We start from the raw sequence: 21,752 nt of genomic DNA, 5'->3' as shown, positions 1-21,752 counted from the left end.
CCCCACGCCGGCCAGGGTGCAATCGCCGATCCCGACCACGCGCTCGGCGGCAGGTGGCGGTCCTCGTCCGACGTCGTCGTCACGGGGGCCGCGTTGAGCAGCGCGGACGGGATGGCGTCGATGTCCGGGCTGCGATCGGTCGCCCGGTCGGTCGTGTTCGATGGCCTTCGGGTGTGCGGGGGTCAGTCGGAGGATGTCCCCGCCAACCGTGCGCCCGGCGTCGTCTCGTCGAAGATGAGCACGGTCTGGGTGCTCAGCACCTCCGGCATCTCCTGCAGGCGGGTCAGGACCAGGTCGCGCAACGCGGCCGTGTCGCGCGTGCGCACCAGCAGCACGATGTCGTGCTCTCCGGAAACCAGGGCCGCGTGGTCGACCTCCGGGATGCTGAGCAGCCGATCCTGCAGGCGTTTCCAAGACTGTTGCTGCACCTTGAGGTAGACGTAGGCCGACAGCACGTGCCCGTACCGCTGAGGGTCGATGATCGCGGTGTAGCCGGTGATCACGCCGTCGCGCTCCAACCGGGCCACCCGCGTGTACACGTTGGCGCGGGAGATGTGCAGCGCCGCGGCCAAGGCTCGCATCGACATCCGGCTGTTGCCGCGTAGCTGGTCCACGATGCGCCGGTCGGTCTCGTCGAGATCGGCCATTTGTCCGTCGACCCCGGCCGCGGGACGCTGTTGATCAGTCATATTGGCTACGTTAGCGGCAAGACGAGGCCGATATTCTCGGCCGCTGCCCAGTCTCTGGACTCTTGGCCGCCAAAGGGGTGAAACTGCAGGCAATCGCCTCGCCGATCCTCGCCTGGAGCCGAACCGTGACCGCTGTCGCCAGCCATCCACCTACCTCGCCGGTCGCCCCGGTCGGAGTCGATCTGCTTCCCGGCACGGAGCCGTGGCGGCTGATCGACGCGGCGGGCGCGCTGGTCGGGGACGCCGGGCAGCTGCCGGCCGAGGACACGCTGCTCGAGCTGTACCGCCGAATGGTGATCGGGCGGCGGTTCGACGCCCAGGCCACGGCCCTGACCAAGCAGGGCCGGCTGGCGGTCTACCCGTCCTCCCGCGGCCAGGACGCCTGCGAGGTCGGCGCGGTGCTGGCTCTGCGCGAGCACGACTGGCTGTTCCCGACCTACCGGGACTCGGTTGCGATCGTCACGCGGGGCGTCGACCCGGTCGAGGTGCTGAGCCTGCTGCGCGGGCAGTGGCACTGCGGCTACGACCCGTACCAGCACCGCGTCGCGCCGCAGTGCACTCCGCTGGCCACCAACACGCTGCACGCCGTCGGGCTGGCGCACGCCGCGCGGCTGAAGGGTGAGGACACGGTGGCCCTCGTCCTGCTGGGTGACGGCGCGACGAGTGAGGGCGACACCCACGAGGCGCTGAACTTCGCCGCGGTCTGGAAGGCACCGGTGGTGTTCCTGGTGCAGAACAACGGCTACGCGATCAGCGTGCCGCTCGACAAGCAGACCGCCGCCCCGTCCCTGGCCCACAAGGGCGTCGGGTACGGCATCCCCGGCTGGCTGATCGACGGCAACGACGCGGCCGCCGTCTACACGACCGTGCGCTCGGCCGTCGAGCGGGCCGCCCGCGGCGAGGGACCAACGCTCATCGAAGCCAGCACCTACCGCATCGAAGCGCACACCAATGCCGACGACGCCACCCGCTACCGCGACAGCGACGAGGTCGCGTTCTGGCTGGCGCGTGACCCCATCGACCGGCTGAACACCTATCTTCGCGCCGCCGGCCTGCTCGACGACGGTGGCGACGAGCAGCTACGGGCCGAGGCCGAGCAGTTCGCGGCGGCGCTTCGTGAGCGCATGAACGCCGATGTCACCGTCGATCCGGCCGAGCTGTTCGCCCACGTCTACAGCGAACCGACCCGGCCGCTGATCGAGCAGCGCAACGACCTGCTGGCCGAGCTGCGCGACGCCGGGGACACCGAAGGAGAAGCACGGTGACGAGTACCCTGACCGGCGCGGAGTCGTCCAGAGCGACGCGGACCCCAGCGCCGATCACCATGGCCGCGGCCCTCAACGCCGCCCTCGCCGATGCCTTGGCCGCGGACGAGCGCGTTCTCGTCTTCGGCGAGGACGTCGGCACCCTCGGCGGGGTCTTCCGGGTGACCGACGGGCTCGAAGAGCGCTTCGGGGACCAACGCGTCTTCGACACGCCGCTGGCCGAGGCCGGCATCATGGGCACCGCGATCGGCATGGCCATGAACGGGATGCGCCCGGTCGTGGAAATGCAGTTCGACGCGTTCGCCTACCCAGCCTTCGAGCAGATCACCAGCCACCTCGCGAAACTGCACAACCGTACGCGGGGTGCGGTCAGCCTGCCGATCGTCGTGCGAATCCCCTACGGCGGCGGCATCGGTGGGGTCGAGCACCACTGCGACTCCTCCGAGGCGTACTACGCCCACACGCCGGGGCTACGGGTCGTGACGCCCGCGACGCCGGCGGACGCCTACCGGCTGCTGCGGCAGGCCATCGAGTGCCCGGACCCGGTGATCTTCCTCGAGCCCAAACGCCGCTACTGGTCCAAGGAGACGGCCGAACTCACCAGCGCCGGGCCGGCCATCGACCAGGCCGCCGTCGTGAAGCCAGGTACGGACGTCACCCTGATCAGCTACGGCGGGACCGTCGCCACCGCTCTCGACGCGGCGGCCGCGGCCACCGACGAGGGCTGGGACGTCGAGGTCATCGACCTGCGCAGCCTCTCGCCCGTCGACGACCGCACCCTCACCGACTCGGTGCGGCGCACCGGTCGCGCGGTCGTCGTGCACGAGGCCGCCGGCTTCTGCGGCTACGGCGCCGAGATCGCCGCCCGTCTCACCGAACGCTGCTTCCACCACCTGCAGGCCCCGATCCTGCGGGTCACCGGCTTCGACATCCCCTACCCGGCACCGATGCTCGAGAGCCACCACCTGCCGAACGTCGATCGCATCCTCGACGCGATCGCCCGGCTGCAATGGAACGACGAACCCGATCAGAGCTGGCTCGGCCCGGGAGGTGACCGTGCCTGACTTTCTTCTGCCCGACCTCGGCGAGGGACTCGAGGAAGCCGAGATCATCACCTGGCATGTGAAGGTCGGCGACCAGGTGGCGATCGACCAGATCGTCGTCGAGGTCGAGACGGCCAAGGCCGCCGTCGAGGTCCCGGTGCCATTCGCCGGTACCGTCGCCACCCTGCACGCCACACCGGGCAACACGGTGCAGGTCGGCCAGCCGCTCATCAGCATCGACACCGCGACCGTCGCCGGCCGCGACGACAACCGCGGAGGTTTCCGCGAGCCCGGCGCGATCACCCCCGATGCCGGCGTCACACCGGCCGACGAGGCCAGTGGCAACGTCCTGATCGGCTACGGAACGAGTACGGCAACCAGCGTCCGGCGCCGCCGCCGGAGCCGCACGCCCCGGGCCGACCGACTTCCCATCGCCCAGCCGGACTTGCCGGCGACCGCGACGACGCGGGTCATCTCGCCGCTCGTGCGCAAGCTGGCCCGCGACGCCGGCGTCGACCTGACGAGCATCCGCGGCACCGGCGCGTCCGGCATCATCCGCCGCTTCGACATCGAGCAGGCCATTCTCGCGCGCCAAACCGGGCTCGCCGCACACGCCGGGGAGCCCGAGGCCGCCAAGGTCTCGCCAGTCGGCACGGGCCGGGAGACGGGCGAGACACGCATCCCGCTGCGTGGCCTGCGCCGGGCTGTCGCCGAGAAGCTGAGCCGCTCCCGCCGTGAGATCCCCGAGGCGACCGTCTGGGTCGACGTCGACGCCACTGAACTGCTGGCCACCCGGGCCGCGATCAACGCTGCCGGCCCGGAGCAGCCGGTCAGCCTGCTCGCCCTGCTGACGCGGTTCACCATTCTCGCCCTGCGCCGCTACCCCGAACTCAACGCCCACATCGACGGCGACGAGATCGTCATCCCCGACCACGTCCACCTGGGCTTCGCCGCCCAGACCGACCGCGGCCTCGTCGTCCCCGTCATCCGCAACGCCCACCGGCTCTCCACCCGCGACCTGTCCGCGGCGCTCGCCAGCCGGACCGCGGCCGCCCGATCGGGCGGCCTCGCCCCGAGCGACCTCACCGGCGGCACCGTCACCGTCAACAACTACGGTGTCTTCGGCGTCGACGGCTCTGCCGCGATCATCAACCACCCCGAGGTCGCGATCGTCGGTCTTGGCCGGATCATCGCCCGGCCCTGGGTCGTCGACGACGAACTCACCGTTCGCAAAGTCGGCCAGCTCACCCTGGCCTTCGACCACCGAGTCTGCGACGGCGGCACCGCCGGTGGATTCCTGCGCTACCTGGCCAACTGCATCGAACACCCCGTCACCGCACTCGGCGACCTCTAACCTCAGCCTTCCTGCCGGCCGGTGCGCGACCACGCCGGCCATGGAAATCCGCGGCCAGATCCCGGTGCCGCCACAGCATCGGGGCCTGGCCGCGCGGCGCCCGGGTGTCCCCCACCGCCGGAAGGAGCGCGAGGCTGAGCGTGTGCGACGCTGACCCCGGTGATCAGCGCCACCCGCGGATCCCGTTCGAGGTCGGCGCAGGCTGCGTGCAGCTCGTCGACCATCTGCTGGTCGATCGCGTTGCGCACCTCGGGCCGGTTCAGGCGCAGCAGCACCACGTCGTCGCGCTCCTCGACGAGCACCGCCGCGCTCACGGGCGCCGGCGTCGCGGGCGCCGGGGCCGCCCTGGCCGGCGGGGAAGATTCGCTCGGCCATGGCCTCGACGGTCGCTGCCTCCTCATCGGTGAAGTACCGCAGCGGGGTCTTTTCCGCGTCACCGGCGGCTGGTGCGCGTCCGGGGAGGCCGAGGGCCACGACACCGGCGCCGGCGCCAGTGAGCACCTCCCGCCGGGGGCCGATCATGAGGCGGTCCGGAGAGTGACGGCCCCGTTCTCGGTGCGCACTGCGACGCTGTGCGAACTTGCCGGGTCAGTGGGCAGCTCGTTGCGTACCTCGCCGTTGTCAGTCTTGATGGTGACCCGGTATCCGGCCGGCGGCACCGAGACCGTCACCGCGCCATTGTCGGTGGTGACGTCGACGGTCGCCGGCGCCTTGGTGAAGGCCAGATCGACCGTCCCGTTCCCGGACGTGGCCTTGACGTTCCCGGAGGCGACACCGGTGGCGGAGATCGACCCACTCGTGCTCTGCAGGGTGAGGTCGGCAGTCGGCGCGTCGACCCCGATGGCACCGTTGTCCCCGCTGACGGTCAGCACGGTCGCCCGGGGCACGACGATCTCGTAGCGGACGGCGCACGACTTGAACGGCCCGCTGCAGTCGGTGGCCAGCCGCAGCGTGCCGTCGGCCAGCTCCCAGGTCGCGTCGGACGGTTCGCCGGCGAACCACCGGGTGGCCCGGATCGTATCGTCGTCGCCGAACCGTACGGCGAGGTCGCCGTTGTCCTTGGCGATGGTCAGCGCCGTGCCGGCCAGGTCGAATGTGCGGGTCTCGGGCTTCGCGTCGTCGGCCGAGCCGCAGCCGCTGAGCAGGATGGCGGCGATGAGCAGCAGTGCTCTCTTCATGGGTGTTTCTCCATCAGGAGGCCGATTGCGGTGGCCATGGCCCGTTCGACCGCGGCCTCGTCGACAAGCTCGGGGTCGACCAGGTGCTCCATCGACAGGCCGTTGGTGAGGCAGTGCAGGATCAGCGCCGCCACCTCGGGCGGAACGGTCAGGCGCAGGCCGCTGCGGTCGGCCAGCTCGCCGATCGCGGCGGCGGCCGTCTCGCGCTGCTGGCGCCGCAGCGGCGTGAGGATCTCGCGGACCTGCTCGTCGCGGGTGGCCCGCGCGGCGAACTCCAGGCCGAGCTGGCGGCGCTCGGGGTCGCCGACGATGCCCTGGGCGATGATCCGGGCGACGTCGCCGGACCCTGCGCCGGTCAACGCGGCGCGCTCCGCCCCGGAGCGCTCGTCGAGGACCGCCCCGAACAGGCCCTGCTTGCTGCCGAAATTGGAGTAGATGGCGCCCTTGGTGAAGCCGGCCGCGTGCGCGATGTCGTCGAGCTTGCTGTCCAGGTATCCCCGATCGGCGAAGACCTCGGCGGCGGCCGCCAGGAGGCGACGCCGCACCTCGGCCCGGGGTGTGCGGGGGACGGGCCCCGTTCGATCTTCGGTCACGAGGCCGAAGTTAGCATACTTTCGGTATCGAATACCCAAAGTACTGAGATTGTCGTGACCAGGGCCACCAAGCTGCCCGCTCATAGCCGGTGCCGCGACCGAAGGAAGGGACACACGTGCCGGTGCGCCTCCTCGAGCGCCGCCGACAGCGTCGCGGACTGATCGCCGACAGGCGCGACCTCGGCAACGACCACGGCACCTAACCTGCGGGCCGGTGCGGGTGAGGCGGCCATCGGCTCACCGTCCCAGTACTGTTCCCCCGTTGACCCCCACCAGCTGCCCGGTGATGAACGATGCCTCGGGCGAGGCCAGGAAGTTCACGACGGACGCCACGTCCTCCGGAGTTCCGGCGCGTCCGACCAGGGTGCGGTCGACCCTGGCCCGGTGGAACTGCGGGCTCATCCGCTCACCGAAGAACTCGGTGTCCGGCACGTATCCGGGCAACACCAGGTTGGCAGTGGCCCCGGCCGGCCCCAGTTCCGCCGCGAGCCAGAAGATCCACGCGTGCAGCGCCGCCTTCGCCGCACCGTACGAGCCGCTGTAGCCGCTGCCGAGTTGGGCGCCGATCGAGCCGATGCCGATCACCCGGCCCTGCTCGGCCAGCTTTGGCCGCAGCGCGGCCACCAGCAGCACGGCGGTCAGCACGTTCTGGTCGAAGTCGGCACGCCACTCCCGGGCGATCGCGTCCAGCTCGGACGGCACCGCCGCGGCGGTGCCCCCGGCGCCGGCCACGATCACGTGCACCCGGTCCACCGCGCGGGCCACCAGCGCGGCACCGTCCGCCGTGCTCAGGTCGGCCGCGACCCAGGTCGCCGCGGGGCCGAGCGTCTCCGCCGCGGCGCGCAGCGTCGGCCCGCGCCGGCCCACCAGCACCACCCGGTCGCCGTTGCCGACGAACGTCGCGGCGATCGCCCGGCCGATGCCGGTACCGCCGCCTCCCACCACCACCGTGCGGCTCATCGAGACCTCCCGAGCAGTCCCCCGGCGTTCGCCGTGGAGAGGAAAATGGACACCCCGTGGTCAGGGCACCAGCATCGTCTTGATGCGCGCCGACGGGCCCCGCATCAGCGCCTCGAACACCTCGACACCGTCGGCGAGGTCTCGAAGTTCCAGCCAGTCCTCGTCGACGGCGGCGACCAGTGGCACTGCCGCCGCGAACTCCGCGGCGGTGTAGCAGAAGCTGCCCAGAACCGCCTTCTCGCCCCGGATCATCGCCCGGCAGTCCACATCGGACTCCGCGGCATGCAGGCCGAGCCAGACCGCGGCACCGCCCGGATGCAGCAGGGCGACGGAGTCGGCCCGGGTCCCGGCCGTGCCCACCGTGTCCACGATGACGTCGAAGGTGCCGGCCAGCCGGTGCCCGGTGCGGCCGGCGCCCGCCTTGGCCGCGGTCGCCAGCCGCTGTTCGGCCAGATCGGCGACGTGGATGCCGGTCAGGCCGCGGCTGCGGAGCACCAGCAGCACCGCCGTGCCCAGCATGCCGGCGCCGATCACGCCGACCCGGGCGTCCGGGACGAGTCGTTCGGCGACCAGGTTCGCGGCGTGCACTGCGTTGGCCATGGGTTCGACGAACGCCCCACGCTGCGGGGACGCACCGGCCGGCAGCGGGTGCACGTTGGCTCGTGGCACGGCCACGTACTCGGCGAAGCCGCCCGCCCGGTTGATCCCGAGGATGCTGCGGTTGTCGCAGATGTTCGTCCGGCCGCGCCGGCAGTTGCCGCAATCGCCGCACGCCACCAGCGGATTGACCGTGACCAGAGCGCCGTCGTCGACCCGATGCCCGGCGAACTCGTGACCCATCACCAGCGGCGGCTTGCGGAACGGGCTCTGGGTGGCGAAACCCTCGACCTCGGACCCGCAGACCCCGGCTGCGGCCACTCGCACCAGCACCTCGTCGTCGGCCGGGGCCGGAACGTCGAGATCGGTGACGACGAGTTCGAGCGGCCCGGCGTAGAGCAGTGCTTTCATGCGACACGTCCATCCTTCCGCGCGCCGATGCGCGCACCGCTGTGACTGTCGAACCAGCAGGCGCCGCTCAGGTCGAGCAGCACCCGGCATTCGTCGTCGACGGCGAGGCCGGCGTCACCCGGTACCTTCGCGTAGTGCAGGTCGCGCATGGCGGCCGCGCCGAGCTCCTCGCTGTTGTCCGCGAGCCCGAGCCGGAAGCCGACCACGGTTTCGGCGCCCAGCCGTTCCACCACCGCCACCCGGGCCGGCAGGCCCGAGCCCGTCGCGGCAACCCGCACCTTCTCCGCCCGCACGCCCAGCAGGGCCGTCCCGTCGGGCACCCCGCCGGCGGGCACGGTCGTACCGCCGTCGATCGCGGCCTGTCCGTCCCGGACCGTGACCGGCAGAAGGTTCATCGCCGGCGAACCGATGAACCGGGCCACGAAGGTGTTCGCCGGCTCGTCGTAGACCTCCTGCGGGGTCCCGCTCTGCTGCACCACGCCGTCGTTGAGCAGGATGATGCGGGTGCCCATGGTCATCGCCTCGACCTGGTCGTGCGTCACGTAGACAAAGCTCGCGCCCACTCGCCGGTGCAGTGCCGTGATCTCGGTGCGCATCTGCGCCCGCAGCTTGGCGTCCAGGTTGGACAGCGGCTCGTCCAGCAGGTAGATCGAGGGCTCGCGGACCAGGGCCCGGGCCAGTGCGACCCGCTGCCGCTGCCCGCCGGACAGCGTGCGCGGCCGGCGGTCGAGGTAGGGCGTGAGCTCCATGGTCGCGGCGATCTGCTCGATTCTCGTGGTGATCGCGGGGTCGCGCATCGCCCGCCAGCGCTCCACCATGCCGACCACCGGGATGTGCTGCCACCAGCGGAAGCGGCTCATCAACAGCGGGAAGGCGATGTTGGCCCGCACCGTCTTGTGCGGGTAGAGCGCGTAGGACTGGAAGACGAACGCGACGTTGCGCTGCTTGGGTTCCAGGTCGTTGACCCGCTGGCCGTCGAAGAGCAGATCACCGCCGGTGATGTCGATGAGCCCGGCGATCATGCGCAGCATGGTGGACTTTCCACACCCGGACGGGCCGAGCAGCACCAGGAACTCCCGGTCCGGGATCTCCGTGGAGAACTCGTGGATGACCGGTGTGTCGCCGTAGGACTTCCGGATGCCCCGGAACGCAATGGCTGGCATGCCTACCCCTTCACCGAACCGGAGGTGAGGCCACTCACGATCCGGCGCTGGACCAGTAGGAAGAAGACGATGGCGGGAACGGTGAACACCAGCGCGGCGGAGAACACCGTCGACAACGGGGTGATGAACTCGCCGATGAACGACGACAGGCCCTTGCTGGCCGGCCATTTCGTCGAGTCGCGGATGAACGTCGAGGCGAACAGGTACTCGTTCCAGCCGTCGAAGAACGTGATGACGGCGGCCGCGGCCACCGACGGCGCCACCAGCGGCAGCGTGACCTGGGAGAAGATGACGAACCGGGGCGCGCCGTCGACCCGGGCCGCCTCCTCGATCTCGTAGGGGACGCCGTCCACGGCCGACTTGATGATCCACGCCGCGACCGGCATGGCGAAGGCGGTGTCGGCCAGCACCAGGCCGAACAGCCCGTTGATCAGGCCCAGCGACACGAACAGCGTGTAGAGCGGCACGATCAACAGCGCCTCGGGCAGCATCTGGGTGGCGAACAACGCGAAGCCGACGAGACCGCGGCCGTGGAAGCGGCGGTACCGCGACAGCCCGTAACCGGCCAGCACGGCGAGCGCCAGGCTGAAGAACGTCGTGCCGGACGCCACGATCGCGCTGTTGGTGAGCCAGCGCATCAGCGGTACATCGCTGTCGAAGACGTCGAAGACGGAGACGATCCGGTCGACGCGCGGCCACAGGCTCTGCCCGCTGAACAGTTCCTCGCGGGTGGCGAGGGCGGTATTGAGCATCCAGTACACCGGGAAGCCGGCGACGACGATCAGCACGACGACCGCGAGCCATCGCCCGGGACCCGCTCCGGTCAGCCGCTTCACAGCTCCTCCCTCCGCGCCGAGCGCCGCTCGACGACGAAGTAGACGACGGTGACGACGAGGGACAGGCACAGGCCGAGCATCCCCAGCGCCGACGCCCGGCCGAGGTCGGAGTTGGCGAACGCCTCCCGGTAGACGTTGATGACGAGCGTGTTGGTGGCGTCGACCGGTCCGCCGCCGGTGAGCAGGTAGATGATCTCGAACCGGCGCAGCGACCAGATCGTCATGAGCAGCGCGACGATGCGCAGGGTCGGCGCGATGTGCGGCAGGACGATCTCCTTGAGCGCGGTGAACCGGTCGGCGCCGTCGACCCGGGCCGATTCGCGCAGTTCGGCGGGCACCGACTGCAGGGCGGCGAGGACGACGAGCATGATGAACGGGAACACCTTCCACACGCTGACCGCGGTCACGGAGAGCAGGCCGAGGTCGGGGTCGATGAGCCAGCCCTGCTCACCGATGCCGAGCCCGGCGAGGCCGCGGTTGGCGACCCCGTCGCCGACGTTGAAGATCCAGGTGAAGACGAGCACGACGGCGATCGACGGAACCGCCCACGGCATCGTGAGGATGGCCCGCACGACGGCCCGGCCGCGGAATCCGTCGTTGATCGCGAACGCGGCGGCCGTGCCGAGCAGCAGCGCCCCGGCGACCGTGCAGGCGGTGTAGAGGATGGTGGTGAGCACCGACGACGCGAACCGGTCGTCGACGAGGAGGTCGTGGTAGTTGTCCAGGCCGACGTACTCGCCGCCGTCGGGATTGAGCAGTTTGGTGTCGGTGAAGCTCAGCAGCACCCCGCGCAGCAGCGGGGTGGCGGTGAACACCAGCAGATAGACTGCCGCGCCGCCGACGAACAGGTACGGCGCGAGCCGCGATCGGGTGCTCATGGCCCTCCTTCGGTTATCGTGCGCGGTAGGTGCCGGTCGGCCCGGCACCTACCGCGCCGGCGGCGGGTCAGCCCCCGACCGCTGCCTTGGCCTCCTGGGCCGCCTTGGCGAGGGCCTCCTCGGGCGGGACGTTCTGCAGCAGCACCTTCTCGACCCACTGCAGCACGATGTGGCGGATCTGCGGGGTCTTGGCCTCGAACCCGTCCACCACGGCGTCGTGCGAGAACGGCGCGTTCTCCCGGTAGGCGGTGACCCACGGGTTGGCCTTCACGTACGCCTCGGGGACGGTCGTGTCGACGGCCACGGTCGAGGCGTTGCCGATGACCTCGGAGAGCTTCTGCTGCGGCTGCGGCTGAACCAGCCAGCGCAGGAAGTCCTTGGCCAGGTCTTTGTTCTTGGAGTGCTTGTTGACGACGAAGTAGATGCCGACCTGGCTGGTGTTCTTGCCCGGGAACGGCAGTTTCGAGGACATGATGGAGGTGCCCGGCACCTTGTCGCTGATCATCGCGGTCGGCGCGCCGGTCGCGTCGATGAGCATCGCCAGCTTGCCCTCCTTGAACTTCGTGCGGAAGGTCGACGCGTCGTCACCCACGGCGAAGGCGCCGGAGTCGTAGACGGCCTTGTAGGCCTTGAGCGCGGCGATGTTCTCCGGCCGGTCGATGGTGAGGGTCTTGCCGTCGGACCAGCCGCCGCCGAAGCCCTGCGGCCAGTTGTTGAAGTCGATCCACCACGGGTTCTCCTCGGCGATGCGGTGGCGCACCGCGAAGCCGGTGATGCCCGTCTTCTCCTTGATGGTCTTCGCCGCCGTGACGAGCTCCTCAGGCGTGGTCGGCGGCTGGACGCCGGCCTGGGCCAGGATGTCCTTGTTCCACAGCAACGCGTAGGGCGCGATCTGGGCGGTGATGGCGAGCTGCTTGCCGCGCCACTTGCCGCCCTCGTTGGTGACGTTGAGCTTCGCGTCGGCGCCGAAGACGCCGTCGAGCGGTTCGAGGACGCCCGCCTCGGCGAGCTCGGGCAGGAACGTGTCGGCGACGGCGAACACGTCGGGGCCGCCACCCGCGGCGATCTGCGTCTTGATCGTGGTCTCGTAGTCGGCCCGGGTGATTTCCTGCTTGGTCAGCGTCGCCTTTGCGTTCTGCTGCTGGTAGCCCTGAAAGGTCTCCCACATCTTCGCGCCGTAGCTCGGTGCCAGCAGGTCCCAGTGGGCGATCTCAAGGGTGCCGCCGTCCTGGGCGGACTTGGTGGGTTCGTCGGTGTCGCCGCATGCGGCCGTCAGGCTCAGCGAAGCCACGACAGCGGCCGCCAGAAGTGCGGATCGGTGTCTCAACATTCCAGTCCACCTCGTGTGGCAGTTGGTGTGTCGGAGGGACGCGGGACTTGGTCCACGACTGTAGACGCGGTGATCGGGTATGGGAATAGCCATTCAGATATCTGAACGCAGTGCCTATTCATACAGCTCAGTAGCGGTTGATTGCCTACGATCGGACGCGTGTGGCACCCTGCTCGGGACTCGACCCACGGACAAAGGCGGACGGAAACCATGGCGCCGACAACCCGATCTCTTGACGCCGCGGACGCCGCGGCTCCGGCCGGCTCCATCAAGTCGGCCGAGCGGGTACTGCAGATCCTGGACCTGGTCGCACGGCACACCGACGGGATCGACGCCAGCGGTATCCGCACCGCCCTGCAGCTCCCCCGCAGCAGCCTGCACGGGCTGTTGCGGGTGCTGTCGGACAACGGCTACCTGGTCATGGACCCGGACTCCCGGGTCTACCGGGTCGGGCTGCACGCCTGGGAAATCGGGCAGGCGTACGCACACAACCGGAACATCACCGTCCTCATTGGACCCGAGATGCGCGCGCTGCGTGACGAGCTCAACGAGACGGTGCAGCTGGCCGTCCTGGACGGCCTCGACAACGTCTATCTGGCCAAGGAGGAGTCCGACCATCCGCTGCGCCTGGTCTCCGGCGTCGGCCTGCGGCTGCCCGCGCACACCACGGCGCTGGGCAAGGTGCTGCTGGCCGGCCTGCCCGCGGGCGAGCTGCGCCGCCGGCTGATCGGGGTCACGTTGCAGCGGTTCACCAAGAGCACCGTCGGCGACAAGGCCGAACTGCTGCGCCGGCTCGCGGCCGTGCGGACCAACGGGTTCGCCGAGGACGACGGCGAGTACACCGTCGGGCTCTACTGCGTCGCCGTGCCGGTGCGCAGCGAGTCGGGGGCGGTCGTCGCCGCCGTGAGCTGTTCCGTCCCTTCGGCCCGCGCGGGCACTGCCGGCGACCGCGCCCAGCGATACCTGCCGGCGCTGCGAGCCTGCGCAGGCCGGCTCGCCTCGCTGATGGCCCCCCTGTCCTGAGCGCCGCCGACGCTCTGATGTGGACGAACACCGGTCACTGGCCACCACCTCGCCAGCCGAGGTCACGAGACATCGCCTCGCAGTGGCGGGTCAGCGTGTTCACCAGGTGGTCCCGGTGCGCCGGCCCCTCACCGAGCCGGACACGGGGGATGGAGCAGCTCATCGCGGCCACCACCCGCCCGGTGCCGTCCCTGACCGGTACGGCGACGCAGAAGACCCCGGGGGTGTACTCGCCGTCGTCCTCGCCGAAGCCGCGCTCACGGATGTCCTGGACCCGCTCGAGCAGCTGCTGCCACGTGGCGACGGTGTGCTGCGTGAACCTGCGCATGCTCACGCCCTCGAGGCGTGCCCTCAGGTCCGCCGGATCAAGATGGGCCAGCAGCACCTTGCCCAGGCCGGTGGCGTAGGCGGGCAGCCGCATCCCGACCCGGGACACCAGCCGCAGCGGATGGTCGGCCTCGACCTTGGCGATGTAGACGTTGTCGATGCCGTCGAGCACGGCGAGCTGCACGGTTTCGTTGAGCTCGTCGCGGGCCGCCCGCAGGTACGGTTCGGCCCGGCGGGCAAGACTGTCCAGGTAGTCGAAGCTTTGCGCGGTCTCCCAGACCCGCACCCCGATCCGGTAGCGCCGCCGCTCCTCATCCAGATAGACCCAGCCGCGGCCCACCAGCGTACCCAGCAGCGCGTGCAGGCTGCTCTTGGGAAAGCCCAGGTCCTGGCTGATCTGCGGGAACGTCGCGCCGGAGCGGTGCGCCGCGAGGTACTCCATAAGGTCCAGAGCCCGCTCGGCCGACTTGACGCCGGTCGTGGACTGGACGTTCGGCGAGGTGTCACGGGTGGCGGTCATGACGCTGGCCTCCTTGCGTGCTGAGGTATGACCGGCTGTCCCGCCCAGGTTCGATCGGGAACCGCGCCGCGTTGCCCGGGTCGTGCAACGCCACCACCTCATCACACACGCGTCGATAGTGTTTGATGGCCCGCCGGCACCCGGCGGCGTCCTCGGCGATGCCGATCGGGAGCTCCTCGGCGATGTTGCGGTCGAAGAACGCCGTCTCCAGCAGGCCGACCACGCCGTCGGCGCAGCGGACCCGGACGCCGGCCGACCCCGGGTGGTGGCCGCCGGTCGTCTCGAACTCCAGCCCCGGCGCCACGGTGACCGGCCCGTCGGTCAGCACGAGCCGCCCGGCGACCGCCAGGTCCCGCAGCAGCGACCAGGTGCCGCCCGTGAAGTAGAACTCGGTCGGCGGGTGCCCCGGCGGCGCGCACAGCATCTCCCGTACCCCGGCGTACGAGGCGTAGATCGTGGCCCGCGGGAGCAGGTCCGGCAGGAGACCGCCGGTGTGGTACGTGACCGTCTGGGTGAGCAGGACGAAGTCGACATCCTCGCCGCGGACCCCGAGCACGTCGAGGGCCTCCGGCAGCAGCCGCACGTCGTGGAACGCGCATCGCGGGTCGAGGGCCTGGTTGGCCCTCTCCAGCGCCGCCCGGTCGGCGTCGCCGATCGGCAGGCCGGTGTCGATCAGCCCGGTCCGCTCGCCGTCGGTGACCAGCCAGACGTAGAACCACAGGTCGTGGAAGCCGGGGTCGTTGCGGCCGAAGAACGCCGCCGAGCCCACGATCGGCATGCGGGCCACCGGCGCCGCCGCCAGCCGCCACGGGCTCGTCATTGGTCGAGCACCTCGACCAGCCGCTTCGCGAGCGCGGCACCGTCGCCGGGCCGCAGTCCCATCGGGTTGACGACGAGCACGCCCTGCCAGGCCCGGTCCTCGCCGACGTGGATGCGGGGCGTGCCCCGGTCCAGCTCCCGCACCACGTCATCGGCGTCGCGACCGGACGCGGACAGGTCGATCTCGAGGACCGGCACGTCGAGGTGGTGCTCGTAGCCATCCCGGACCGAGCACCGGGCGTCGGCCTCCAGCGCGGCCCGGACGTCGGCCAGCTCCTGCGCCCCGTGCCGGTGGTGGGCGTCCGGGTCCCGGACGAACGCCCGCAGGGCGACGAGCAGGCCGATGATCTGTTCGCGGCCGACCTTCATGCCCCGGCCGATGCCGTGCCGGCCGCGGACGGGGTCGGCGCCGGTGATCTCCGAGCGCTGCCAGGTGCGGGGCCGGATGTCCATGTCCTGGTGGTGCAGGGCGACGGCGCCGACCAGGTCGGCCCGGCCGCAGAGGATCCCGGCGGTGTGCGGGCCCCGGAACGCCTTCCCGGCGCTGATCGCGACCAGGTCGGCGCCGCCGTCGAGCAGTTCCGCGAGCCTCGCCAGGGGTGGTACGTCCATCGCGGCATCGACGAGCACCGGCACGCCGGCGCGGTGGGCCAGCTCCGAGACCTCGGCGATGCCGAGGTGGTCGCCGCCGCGGCCGGGCCGCCACAGCACCAGCGCGGCCCGTTCGTCGAGCTCGCGGGCGAGCTCGTCGGGGCGGGTCGAGCCGGGGTAGCCGATCTCGACCAGGTCCGCGCCGGCGGCGGTCAGCGCGTGGTCGTAGGGGTCGCGGTGGGCCCGCTGGATGATGACCCGGCGGCGGGGCCCGGCGACGTCGGGCAGCACGTCGATGGCCGCCGGGCGGTCGCCGGCGAGGCAGACGGCGGTGGCGAGGCTCAGGGCCGCGGCGGCGCCGCTGGTGACGTAGGCGGCGGGCGCGCCGAGCAGGGCGGCGATCTCGGCGCCGGCGGCCTCCTGGAGCTCGTCCATGCGCACATTGCGTGCGCCCGCCGCCCGCATCGCCTCCACGACCTCGTCGGACAGCGGCAGGCCGCCCAGCCGGGTGGCCGGCCCGACCGCGTTGATGATGGTTCGCACGCCCAGTTCGGTATAGATGTCCACGTGTTGATGCCCCTTCAGATTGGTTCGGCGCGGTACACGATCTCGCCGGCCCGGACGGTCAGCACAGCCGCGACGGCCGGTGCCGGGTCCTCGGTCACCCGCAGGACCGCGACGTCGGCCGGTGCACCCGCGCGGAGCGTCCCGATGCCGGCGCCGTCCAGCCCGGCGACCCGGGCCGGCGCCACCGTCGTGCGGCGGACCACCTCGGGCAGGGTGACGCCGAGCCCGAGGAACTTCGCCATCACGTCCGGCAGGCCGCCGACGATGTCGCGGGAGTAGGTGTGCAGATCGGAGCTGATCGTGTCGGGCAGGAACCCGGCGCCGACCGCGGCCCGGGCCTGCTCCAGGTCGAATCCGCACATGCCGTGCCCGACGTCGAAGAGCACGCCGCGCTGCCGGGCCTCGCGGACCAGGTCGATGACCCGGCCGCGCTCGGTGTACGGAGTGCCGGACAGGCCGGTGAAGCAGTGCGTGAGGACGTCGCCGGGGCCGAGCCGGGCCAGGATGTCGGCCAGGGACGCCGGCGGAGGCCCGAGGTGCACCATCAGCGGCAGCCCCTCGGCGTCGGCGACCTCGCGAGCCCGGTCCAGGGCGACGACGCCGTTGTCGCCGGCGACGTCGGCTGACGCCCGGACCTTCACGCCGATGATCCGTTCCCGGTGTTCGGCGATCGCCGCGCGGCAGGCGGCGGGGTCGACGTACGGGAGGGTCTTGAGCTCTCCGGAGAGCAGGATGCTCGTGGTGCCGACGGTGGAAATGTTGATGAACGCGCCGATCCGGGTGCGGGCCCGTTCGACCGTACCGCGGACGAACGCCCCGAACAGGTGCGCGCCGGCGCTGCCGGTGTCCACCATGGTCGTGACCCCGCTGGGCGGGCCGACCACGTCCGGGTCGACACCGAGATCCTGGCCGACGAAGACGTGCGTGTGCAGGTCGACCAGGCCGGGCGTCACCACCAGCCCCGACACGTCCACGACCCGGTCCGCCGGGTCCGCGGTGGCGGCGATCCGCCCGTCGCGCACGACGAGGTCCCCCGGGGCCAGGGTGCCGGTCTCGGGGTCGCAGACGAGGCCGCCGCGGAGCACGAACCCGGTCATGACAGCCTCACCGGCTGCCCGGTGCGGGCCGACTCAGCCGCCGCGGCGGCGCAGACCACGGCCAGCCGCCCGTCCTCGGCGGCCGGGACGGCGGGCTCCAACCCGGCGCAGGCCGCCACGAACGCCGAGAGCTGCCGGTGCAGCCAGTCGTCGCCGGCGTACGACTCGGCCCGCTCCCCCGCCGTGGACGACGCGGCGAGCGTGCCGCCCTGCTCGATCCGCAGCTGCCCGGCGCTGCCCTGCACGACGGTCAGCGACCGGGGGCCGGCCACGTGCGTGCGGCCGAACGACAGCGCGATCCCGGCGACCGCGCCCGACGCGAACGTCCCGGTGATCGCGGCCGCCGACTCGGCCTCCCCGGCCAGGCCGGTGGTGCGGCAGGTCAGCTCGGCCAGGGGCAGGCCGACCAGCCACGGCAGCCGGTCGAAGCAGTGGTGCGACTGCAGCTGCAGGATCCCGCCACCGCGGCCGGCGTCCCAGTACCAGTGCGGCGTGCCGGGCGTCGCCTCGACGATCACGTCGGTGACCGACAGCGGCTCCCCGACCACGCCGTCGGCGACCAGCCGTCGGGCCGCGAGCCACTCGGCCCGGAACCGGTAGCTGAACCCGACCATGAGCACGATGCCGGCCGCGTCCCGGGCCGCGATGATCCGGTCCGCCTCGGCAACGGTGTTGCACAGCGGCTTGTCGATCAGGACGTGGACGCCCCGTGCCGCCGCCTCGACGCAAGCGTCGGCGTGGCCGTCGTGGGGCAGCCCGAGGTACACGGCGTCGACCGCGCCGGAGTCGAGCAGTTCTCGGAAGCCGGCGAACGGGATGCCGCCCGACCGGTCGGTCAGCGCGGCGGCGCGTCCGGCAACCGGGTCGGCGACGGCGGTGACCCGCACCCCGGGCAGCCCTCCGGCGCTCGCCGCCACCTTGGCGCCCATGATCCCGGCACCGACGATGCCAAGCCTCATCACGACGTCGCTCCTCACATGCCCAGCAGCTCGCCACCGTCGACGACGATGTCGCCGAGCAGGACGTGGGAGCTCTCCGCCGAGAGCAGGAAGCGCACCACGGCGGCAACGTCGCTGCCGCGGGCGACCCGGCCGGCCGGGATCCGGGGGCGGAACGCCAGCAGGCTACCGTCGGCGAGGTCGTCGACGGAGGCGTGGTCGCTGGCGAGCTGCCGCATCATCTCCGTGTCCGTCGGCCCGGGCGAGACGGTGTTGACCCGGACCCCGCTGCCGGCGACCTCCAAGGCGAGGACCCGCAGCGACTGGCGCAGGGCGGCCTTGGACGCCGCGTAGGCGGCCTGCCGCATCCGGGGCATCCGCGCGGCGACCGACGCGACCGCCACGATGGACCCGCCGCCGCGAGCGGCCATGCCGGCGGCGTAGCGGCGGGCCACGTCGAAGCAGCCGATCGTGTTGACCCGCAGGATGCGCTCGAAGTCGGCGACGGTGACGTCGAGGGTGGGTGAGCTGTCGAAGACCCCGGCGGCGATCGCGACCTTGTCCGCCTCGGCGGTCTCGGCGACCAGATCCTGTACCGATCGCTCGTCCGTGACATCGACGTGGCGGGCGGTCGCCTCGACACCCTGCACCCGCAACGTGGCCGCGACGCGTTCGACGAGGGCGGCGTCGATGTCGGCGAGGACCAGCCGGTCGCCGGGGCAGGCGCGGGCGAGGTCCTCGCCGATCGCCTGCCCGATGCCCCGGCCCGCGCCGACCACGACTGCTGTTGTGCTCACGGTTGTTCTCCAGGTTCTGTGGCGGGCGCCGCCGCGTACGCGAACGCCCGGGCGGGGTTTGCGACCGTCATGCGGTGGATGTCCTCCTCGGACACTCCCCGGTCGCGCAGCATGGGCAGGAAGGTCTCGATCACGTTGGCGTAGCCCGGTCCGCCGTACGCGGCGAGCTGGCCCAGCTCGCAGATGTCGTTGGACAGCATCAGCTGCCCGGCCAGTCCCATGGCCGTCAGCTCGGCGACGTTGTCGGCCCGGAACGACAGGGGCGCGTAACCCTGCACGAAGGCCAGGTTGTCGATGTTGAGCCAGGCGCCCCGTTCGGCGATCGGCAGCCACCACTTCGTCCCGCGCCGGTCGCCCAGGTGCGACACGATGACGCGAGCCGGGTCGACCCCCTCCTCGGCGAGCAGGTCGAGCTGCTCGAGGGCCAGCTCGCCCCAGTGGGTGGTATGGGTCATGATCGGGCAGCCGGTGCGGCGGTGGGCCCGGCCGGCGGCGCGGAACACCCGCTCCTGGTGCGGGGTGATGTGGCCGCGCTCGGTGCCGATCTCGCCGATGAAGCCGGGGCGGATGCCGCTGCCGTCGACGCCGTCGGTGATCTCGGCGACGAGGCGGTCGGCGAGGGCCTCGGTGCTGTCGGTGGTGATGTAGTCCGGGTAGACGACCTCGCGGTACCAGCCGGCGCCCATCACGATGTTGACGCCGCTGGCCTCGCTGATCCGGCGCAGGGCCTGCGGGTCGCGCTTGAGCCCGATGTTCGTCGGGTCGCAGATCGTCCGGCCGCCGGCCGCCGCGAACCGGCGGACCTCCTCGACGGCGATCTCCTCGTCGTCGAGGATGGCCTCGTACAGCTGGCGCAGGCCCCACCCGTCGACCAGCACGTGGTCGTGGCTGAGGGTGTTGCCCATGTCCTCGGGCTCGATCGGCCCGAGGACCGTCATGACCTTTCCGGCAAGACTTTCGGTCATTTCACACTCCCTGCGGCGAGACCTGTCACGATGTACCGCTGAAACGCCAGCGCGATGAGCACCGGCGGGACGACTGTGAACATGGTGGCCGCGGCCAGCGTCGTCCAGGAGAACTGCTGGAGGTTCTGCAGGCCGGCCACGACCGGCGGTACCGTGAGGGCGTTGGTGAGCACCAGCGAGTAGAAGAACTCGCTCCACGCCTCCAGGAAGACCAGCAGGCCGGCGGCGATCAGCCCGGGCCGGGCGATCGGGGTGACGACCACCAGCAGGCAGCGCAACCGGGACGCGCCGTCGACCTCGGCGGCCTCCTCCAGTTCCTTGGGCACGCTGTCGAAGTACGTCTTGAGCAGCCAGATCGCCAACGGCAGCGTGAACGCGTTGTAGCTGATGATCAGGGCGAGCGACGTGTTGAGCAGCCCGAGCTGCCGGAAGGCGACGAAGAACGGCAGCACGATCGCGATGGCCGGCACCACCCGCGAGGCGAGCAGCAGCAGGTACGCCAGGCGCGAGCCGCGGAACTCGTACCGCGAGAACGCGTATCCGGCGGCACCGGCGATGACCAGGTTGCTGGCGACCACGACGACGACGACGACCAGGCTGCGGGCAATCGCCGGCATCAGCCGGGCGACCGCGTCGGTGCTCGAGACGATCCCGCCGTCCTGCCCGGTGGAGAACGGCGCGCTGTTGCCGGTGAAGATGGCGGCATAGTTGGCCAGCGTGGGGTCGTGCGGCCACCAGTGGAACGGCTTGGCGCCGATCTCCGAGGGCGTCATGAAGCTGCTCAGCACGGTGAAGTACAGCGGGAACAGGATCCAGACGAGGAACAGCGCGAACCCGATGTAGATCCCGAGCGAGGCGAGCCGTGAGCGCTTCACTCGACGCCCTCCGTGATCGTGCTCGAGCGGTACAGCAGCTTGACGAACACGAACCCGAGGACGAGCGCGATGCCGCCGAGGACGACGGCGGTGGCCGAGCCGAGGCCGGTGTTCGTGTAGACGAACAGCTGCTGGTACAGGTAGATCGACAGCACCGAGGTGGCGTCGCCGGGGCCGCCCTGGGTCAGCGCCCAGATCGTGTCGAACTGCATGAACCCGAAGATCGTGTTGATGATGACCACGACGACGATGACCGGCCGCAGCCAGGGCAGCGTCAGGTGCCGCAGCCGCTGCCAGGCGTTGGTTCCGTCGACCATCGCGGCCTCCGGCACCTCCCGCGGGATCGTCTGCAGCCCGGCCAGAAACAGCAGCCCGGTGAACGACGCCTGCCGCCAGGCCCCGGCGAGGATCGCGACGACGAGGGCGCCGGTGCTGTCCGACAGCGGCGCCACGCCGTCCAGGCCGAGGGCCAGGAGTGCGCCGTTGAGCGCGCCCACCTCACCGTCGACGAACCATTTCCAGATCATGCCGACCATCACCCATGGGCAGGCCCACGGGACGATGAGCAGGCTGCGTGCCAGCCACTGGCCGCGGAAGCCGGTGTTGAGCAGCAGCGCGAACCCGAGCCCCAGCAGCGTGGAGACGAGCAGGAAGCCGACCGCGTAGAGCACCGTTGTGGTGAGCGCATGCCGGAACTGCTCGTCGGCGAACAGCGTCCGGAAGTTCGCGAACCCCGCCCACCGCGCCTCGCCGCGAAAGCTGACCCGTTGCAGCGAGTAGATCGTCGTGCGGATCGCCGGCCAGGCGACCAGTCCCAGCACGAACACCAGCGCCGGGGCGGCGAGGACCAGCCCGAAGCGGGCGTTCGCCCGGGCCCGCGGTGACGTGCGCCGCCGCGGGGCCGCAGCCATCGTCTCGGCCGTCGTCCCGGCCATG

23 protein-coding genes are annotated in these 21,752 nt (G+C 71.3%); 4 read left to right on the top strand and 19 right to left on the bottom strand.

Annotated features, from left to right (window positions below; all coding sequences use genetic code 11):
- Positions 1–182 precede the first annotated feature (182 nt).
- A complete protein-coding gene (locus tag ABT369_RS49110) occupies positions 183–689 on the bottom strand; it encodes an Lrp/AsnC family transcriptional regulator (protein WP_350624004.1) in 507 nt (168 codons plus the stop codon).
- A gap of 125 nt (positions 690–814) precedes the next feature.
- On the opposite strand from ABT369_RS49110, the gene pdhA reads away from it, so the two are divergent.
- The 3 genes from pdhA to ABT369_RS49095 are packed head-to-tail and all read left to right on the top strand — an operon-like array spanning position 815 to position 4,351.
- Entirely contained in the window at positions 815–1,954 is a 1,140-nt protein-coding gene (pdhA, locus tag ABT369_RS49105; RefSeq protein ID WP_350624002.1) for a pyruvate dehydrogenase (acetyl-transferring) E1 component subunit alpha, read from the top strand.
- 59 nt (positions 1,955–2,013) lie between these two features.
- Positions 2,014–3,018 carry an alpha-ketoacid dehydrogenase subunit beta gene (locus tag ABT369_RS49100; RefSeq protein WP_350624052.1) on the top strand — a complete coding sequence of 335 codons (1,005 nt, stop codon included), beginning with the start codon at positions 2,014–2,016 and terminating at the stop codon, positions 3,016–3,018.
- The gene (locus ABT369_RS49095) at positions 3,011–4,351 is read left to right on the top strand and encodes a dihydrolipoamide acetyltransferase family protein (protein ID WP_502891925.1); all 1,341 of its coding nucleotides are present in this window, start codon (positions 3,011–3,013) and stop codon (positions 4,349–4,351) included. Before ABT369_RS49100 ends, ABT369_RS49095 begins: the two co-directional genes overlap by 8 nt.
- 2 nt (positions 4,352–4,353) lie before the next feature.
- On the opposite strand, the gene ABT369_RS49090 is transcribed toward ABT369_RS49095, so the two are convergent.
- The 9 genes from ABT369_RS49090 to ABT369_RS49050 all read right to left on the bottom strand — a co-directional run bounded on the left by ABT369_RS49090 (position 4,354) and on the right by ABT369_RS49050 (position 12,258).
- Entirely contained in the window at positions 4,354–4,665 is a 312-nt protein-coding gene (locus tag ABT369_RS49090) for an enoyl-CoA hydratase/isomerase family protein (protein WP_350623998.1), read from the bottom strand.
- Between the two features lie 204 nt (positions 4,666–4,869).
- Entirely contained in the window at positions 4,870–5,529 is a 660-nt protein-coding gene (locus ABT369_RS49085) for a DUF4097 family beta strand repeat-containing protein (protein WP_350623996.1), read from the bottom strand.
- A complete protein-coding gene (locus ABT369_RS49080; RefSeq protein ID WP_350623994.1) occupies positions 5,526–6,122 on the bottom strand; it encodes a TetR/AcrR family transcriptional regulator in 597 nt (198 codons plus the stop codon). Before ABT369_RS49080 ends, ABT369_RS49085 begins: the two co-directional genes overlap by 4 nt.
- Positions 6,123–6,359: 237 nt before the next feature.
- The gene (locus ABT369_RS49075) at positions 6,360–7,082 is read right to left on the bottom strand and encodes an SDR family NAD(P)-dependent oxidoreductase (protein WP_350623992.1); all 723 of its coding nucleotides are present in this window, start codon (positions 7,080–7,082) and stop codon (positions 6,360–6,362) included.
- 60 nt (positions 7,083–7,142) lie between these two features.
- Positions 7,143–8,090 carry an alcohol dehydrogenase catalytic domain-containing protein gene (locus ABT369_RS49070; protein ID WP_350623990.1) on the bottom strand — a complete coding sequence of 316 codons (948 nt, stop codon included), beginning with the start codon at positions 8,088–8,090 and terminating at the stop codon, positions 7,143–7,145.
- Positions 8,087–9,253: an ABC transporter ATP-binding protein gene (locus ABT369_RS49065; protein ID WP_350623988.1), complete on the bottom strand. Its 1,167-nt coding sequence runs from the start codon at positions 9,251–9,253 to the stop codon at positions 8,087–8,089. Before ABT369_RS49065 ends, ABT369_RS49070 begins: the two co-directional genes overlap by 4 nt.
- Positions 9,254–9,255: 2 nt before the next feature.
- Positions 9,256–10,089: a carbohydrate ABC transporter permease gene (locus ABT369_RS49060; protein WP_350623986.1), complete on the bottom strand. Its 834-nt coding sequence runs from the start codon at positions 10,087–10,089 to the stop codon at positions 9,256–9,258.
- The gene (locus ABT369_RS49055; protein ID WP_350623984.1) at positions 10,086–10,967 is read right to left on the bottom strand and encodes a carbohydrate ABC transporter permease; all 882 of its coding nucleotides are present in this window, start codon (positions 10,965–10,967) and stop codon (positions 10,086–10,088) included. The genes ABT369_RS49060 and ABT369_RS49055 overlap by 4 nt, the downstream gene beginning before the upstream one ends.
- 67 nt (positions 10,968–11,034) lie before the next feature.
- Positions 11,035–12,258: an ABC transporter substrate-binding protein gene (locus tag ABT369_RS49050; protein WP_350623982.1), complete on the bottom strand. Its 1,224-nt coding sequence runs from the start codon at positions 12,256–12,258 to the stop codon at positions 11,035–11,037.
- Positions 12,259–12,507: 249 nt separating this feature from the next.
- Between ABT369_RS49050 and ABT369_RS49045 the strand changes: the two genes are divergently transcribed.
- Positions 12,508–13,320, top strand: a complete 813-nt coding sequence (locus ABT369_RS49045; protein WP_350623980.1) for an IclR family transcriptional regulator — start codon at positions 12,508–12,510, stop codon at positions 13,318–13,320.
- Between the two features lie 34 nt (positions 13,321–13,354).
- Here ABT369_RS49045 and ABT369_RS49040 read toward each other — a convergent pair whose 3' ends face one another.
- From ABT369_RS49040 to ABT369_RS49000, 9 genes are read right to left on the bottom strand one after another with little or no spacing between them, the layout of a single operon-like run.
- Positions 13,355–14,167, bottom strand: a complete 813-nt coding sequence (locus tag ABT369_RS49040; RefSeq protein ID WP_350623978.1) for an IclR family transcriptional regulator — start codon at positions 14,165–14,167, stop codon at positions 13,355–13,357.
- Positions 14,151–14,987: an MBL fold metallo-hydrolase gene (locus ABT369_RS49035; RefSeq protein ID WP_350623976.1), complete on the bottom strand. Its 837-nt coding sequence runs from the start codon at positions 14,985–14,987 to the stop codon at positions 14,151–14,153. Before ABT369_RS49035 ends, ABT369_RS49040 begins: the two co-directional genes overlap by 17 nt.
- Entirely contained in the window at positions 14,984–16,120 is a 1,137-nt protein-coding gene (locus ABT369_RS49030) for an aminotransferase class V-fold PLP-dependent enzyme (RefSeq protein WP_350623973.1), read from the bottom strand. The genes ABT369_RS49035 and ABT369_RS49030 overlap by 4 nt, the downstream gene beginning before the upstream one ends.
- Before the next feature lie 38 nt (positions 16,121–16,158).
- The gene (locus tag ABT369_RS49025) at positions 16,159–17,241 is read right to left on the bottom strand and encodes an amidohydrolase family protein (protein ID WP_350623971.1); all 1,083 of its coding nucleotides are present in this window, start codon (positions 17,239–17,241) and stop codon (positions 16,159–16,161) included.
- Complete coding sequence (locus ABT369_RS49020; RefSeq protein WP_350624050.1) at positions 17,238–18,200, bottom strand: Gfo/Idh/MocA family protein; 963 nt, start codon at positions 18,198–18,200, stop codon at positions 17,238–17,240. Before ABT369_RS49020 ends, ABT369_RS49025 begins: the two co-directional genes overlap by 4 nt.
- A gap of 14 nt (positions 18,201–18,214) precedes the next feature.
- A complete protein-coding gene (locus tag ABT369_RS49015) occupies positions 18,215–18,976 on the bottom strand; it encodes an SDR family NAD(P)-dependent oxidoreductase (RefSeq protein ID WP_350623969.1) in 762 nt (253 codons plus the stop codon).
- Positions 18,973–19,941 (bottom strand): phosphotriesterase family protein, encoded by a 969-nt coding sequence (locus ABT369_RS49010; protein ID WP_350623967.1) that lies wholly within the window; start codon positions 19,939–19,941, stop codon positions 18,973–18,975. Before ABT369_RS49010 ends, ABT369_RS49015 begins: the two co-directional genes overlap by 4 nt.
- A complete protein-coding gene (locus ABT369_RS49005; RefSeq protein WP_350623965.1) occupies positions 19,938–20,816 on the bottom strand; it encodes a carbohydrate ABC transporter permease in 879 nt (292 codons plus the stop codon). The genes ABT369_RS49010 and ABT369_RS49005 overlap by 4 nt, the downstream gene beginning before the upstream one ends.
- Positions 20,813–21,751 carry a carbohydrate ABC transporter permease gene (locus ABT369_RS49000; protein ID WP_350623963.1) on the bottom strand — a complete coding sequence of 313 codons (939 nt, stop codon included), beginning with the start codon at positions 21,749–21,751 and terminating at the stop codon, positions 20,813–20,815. Before ABT369_RS49000 ends, ABT369_RS49005 begins: the two co-directional genes overlap by 4 nt.
- Between the last annotated feature and the right edge of the window lies 1 nt (position 21,752).

It is taken from the genome of Dactylosporangium sp. NPDC000244, from assembly GCF_040300725.1.
Classification (GTDB): Bacteria; Actinomycetota; Actinomycetes; order Mycobacteriales; family Micromonosporaceae; genus Dactylosporangium.
The sequence above is the reverse complement of the archived record's forward strand: the minus strand, read 5'-3'. Positions and strand labels throughout refer to the sequence as shown.

Coding starts and splice junctions, on each gene's coding strand:
- ABT369_RS49110 (WP_350624004.1), bottom strand. CDS start 689: ATGACTGATCAACAGCGTCCCGCGGCCGGGGTCGACGGACAAATGGCC.
- ABT369_RS49100 (WP_350624052.1), top strand. CDS start 2,014: ATGGCCGCGGCCCTCAACGCCGCCCTCGCCGATGCCTTGGCCGCGGAC.
- ABT369_RS49085 (WP_350623996.1), bottom strand. CDS start 5,529: ATGAAGAGAGCACTGCTGCTCATCGCCGCCATCCTGCTCAGCGGCTGC.
- ABT369_RS49075 (WP_350623992.1), bottom strand. CDS start 7,082: ATGAGCCGCACGGTGGTGGTGGGAGGCGGCGGTACCGGCATCGGCCGG.
- ABT369_RS49070 (WP_350623990.1), bottom strand. CDS start 8,090: ATGAAAGCACTGCTCTACGCCGGGCCGCTCGAACTCGTCGTCACCGAT.
- ABT369_RS49065 (WP_350623988.1), bottom strand. CDS start 9,253: ATGCCAGCCATTGCGTTCCGGGGCATCCGGAAGTCCTACGGCGACACA.
- ABT369_RS49055 (WP_350623984.1), bottom strand. CDS start 10,967: ATGAGCACCCGATCGCGGCTCGCGCCGTACCTGTTCGTCGGCGGCGCG.
- ABT369_RS49045 (WP_350623980.1), top strand. CDS start 12,508: ATGGCGCCGACAACCCGATCTCTTGACGCCGCGGACGCCGCGGCTCCG.
- ABT369_RS49040 (WP_350623978.1), bottom strand. CDS start 14,167: ATGACCGCCACCCGTGACACCTCGCCGAACGTCCAGTCCACGACCGGC.
- ABT369_RS49035 (WP_350623976.1), bottom strand. CDS start 14,987: ATGACGAGCCCGTGGCGGCTGGCGGCGGCGCCGGTGGCCCGCATGCCG.
- ABT369_RS49025 (WP_350623971.1), bottom strand. CDS start 17,241: ATGACCGGGTTCGTGCTCCGCGGCGGCCTCGTCTGCGACCCCGAGACC.
- ABT369_RS49020 (WP_350624050.1), bottom strand. CDS start 18,200: ATGAGGCTTGGCATCGTCGGTGCCGGGATCATGGGCGCCAAGGTGGCG.
- ABT369_RS49010 (WP_350623967.1), bottom strand. CDS start 19,941: ATGACCGAAAGTCTTGCCGGAAAGGTCATGACGGTCCTCGGGCCGATC.
- ABT369_RS49000 (WP_350623963.1), bottom strand. CDS start 21,751: ATGGCCGGGACGACGGCCGAGACGATGGCTGCGGCCCCGCGGCGGCGC.